This is a genomic window from Dietzia sp. SLG310A2-38A2, from assembly GCF_014145095.1.
Classification (GTDB): domain Bacteria; phylum Actinomycetota; class Actinomycetes; order Mycobacteriales; family Mycobacteriaceae; genus Dietzia.
Window position 1 is genome coordinate 37,601 of record NZ_JAALDX010000542.1, and the last position, 2,029, is coordinate 39,629.

2 protein-coding genes are annotated in these 2,029 nt (G+C 67.0%); both read right to left on the reverse strand.

Annotated elements, in window-relative coordinates:
• A partial coding sequence (locus G6027_RS17380) for an ATP-binding protein (RefSeq protein ID WP_241727242.1) occupies positions 1-666 on the reverse strand: 666 nt, incomplete at its 3' end.
• The coding region (gene istA / locus G6027_RS17385; RefSeq protein ID WP_182638261.1) for an IS21 family transposase at positions 663-2,029 on the reverse strand (1,367 nt) is incomplete at its 5' end. The genes istA and G6027_RS17380, both read right to left, overlap by 4 nt.

Consider the following 2,029-nt stretch of genomic DNA (forward strand, 5'->3'; position numbering starts at 1 on the left):
TATCGCGTCGGCGTGCACTCCGGAGCCGAGGCGTTGGTGCCAGTCCTTCTTGGCGTACTGCGAGCAGAAGACCGTCGATCCGGTGTCGTAGCGGCGCTCGAGTAGCTCCAGGAGCATGCTGCGCATTGCGTCGTCGGGGTGGTCGAGGAGCCATTCGTCGATCACCAACAGGGAGAACGCGGCGTACTTCTTGAGGAACTTCATCTGCCCCTGAGGCCGATCCTTCGCCAGGGCCCAGGCCTCCTCCAGGTCGGGCATCCGGATGTAGTGCGCCCGGATCCGGTGCTGGCAGGCCTGCTTGGCCAGGGCGCACCCGAGATAGGACTTGCCGGAGCCGGTGAAGCCCTGGAACACCACGTTCTGCTGGCGTTCGATGAACGAGCAGGTCGCCAGCTGAGCAATGACGGCCCGGTCCAGGCCGCGCTCCTCGATCAGGTCGACTCGCCGCAGGTCAGCCCCCGGATACCGAAGTCCGGCTCGGCGGATCAACCCGTCAACTTTGGAATGGTTGAACGCCTCGTGGGCGTGATCGACCACCAGCTGCATCCGATCCTCGAAGGCCATCCCGAAGACGTGGGTGTCGTCCTGGGCCTCGATCGCCTGCAACAGTGGTTCGGCGCCCATCTCGCGGAGCTTGCGCTTGGTCTCGAAATCAATGGTGGTCATCGGGCACCTCGGGCGTAGTAGTCGGCGCCGCGGACGTATCCGCCGACCTCGTCTGGCTCCTCGCGTGGTGGCCGCAGGGCGGCGATCTTGTCCTGCCCGGTGGCCAGGATCGGCTGCACGTGCGCGTAGCGGGGCGAACGAACTGGCCCGGTGAGAGCCAGTGCGCAGGCCGCTTCGACCCGCTCGGTCGAGTAGCGCCGCGAAAGGCGCGGCACCGCCAGGGCGGCATCGAGGCCCTGCTCATCGATCGGCACGGACTCGAAGATCCGGCTCACCACGATCTGGGCGGCCGGGCCCACCCGCTCGGCCCACGCACGGGTGCGGGCGCCATCCCACTGCTGGTAGCGCTCACCGGCGGGAAGGTCGGCGTCGTTGGTGCGATACGAACCTGCCGCCCCTTCGGGCAGCAGCAGGTGGCTGGAGATCCTCTCGGTGCCGAGGTAGATCTCTAGCGTGCGGGCGGTGATCCGCAGATCGACCTTCGCCCCGATGTGCACCAGGGGTGCCGAGTAGTAGTTGCGCTCGAAGACGACGTGAGCGTTGCGGCCGACCCGTCGCCCGTAGAGCCACCGGCTGATCTCGAACTCCACCGCCGGCAGCGGGGTCAACAACGGCTGCTCCTCGGCCGTGAACACGCTGTAGCGGGATCCGGGGCGCTTCTGGAACGGTTGCCGGTTGTAGGCGTCCATCCGATGCCCGATCGCGGCCTCGAGCTCCGGTAGCGAACCGAACTGCTGATCCCGCAGTCCGGCGATGACCCACGTCGCCACATGCGCGACGGTATTCTCGGCCCCAGATTTGTCTTTGGGGCGCCGTATTCTGCCTGGTAGGACGGCTGCTGAGTAGTGGGCGGCCATCTCTCGGTAGGCGTCGTTGAGCACGATCTCCCCCTCCCGCGGGTGTTTGATCACGCCGGTCTTGAGGTTGTCGCACACGATCCGCGGCACCGAACCACCGAAGTTCTCGAACATCGCCACGTGCGCCCGCAGCCAGGCGTCTTGCTTCATGTCGATCGCGGGCCACACGAAGGCGTACCGGCTGAACGGCAGGCACGCCACGAACAGGTACACCCTCGTCGAGGTGCCGGTGACCGGGTCGACCAGTTCCATCGTGGGGCCGGACCAGTCGACCTCGATCGTCTGTCCGGCCTTGTGTCCGACCCGCGAGGCGGCGCCGGTGACCAGCACGTGTCGCTGGTAGGTCTTGCAGAACCGGTCGTAGCCCATCGCCGGCGACCCCGAGGTGACGCACCGGTCGGTGTACTCGCCGTGCAGCAACTTCAGCGTCACTCCGACCCGGGCCATTTCCCGGTGCACGTGCTCCCAGTCGGGTTGGGCGAACACGCTCTCGTGCTCCCCGCGGC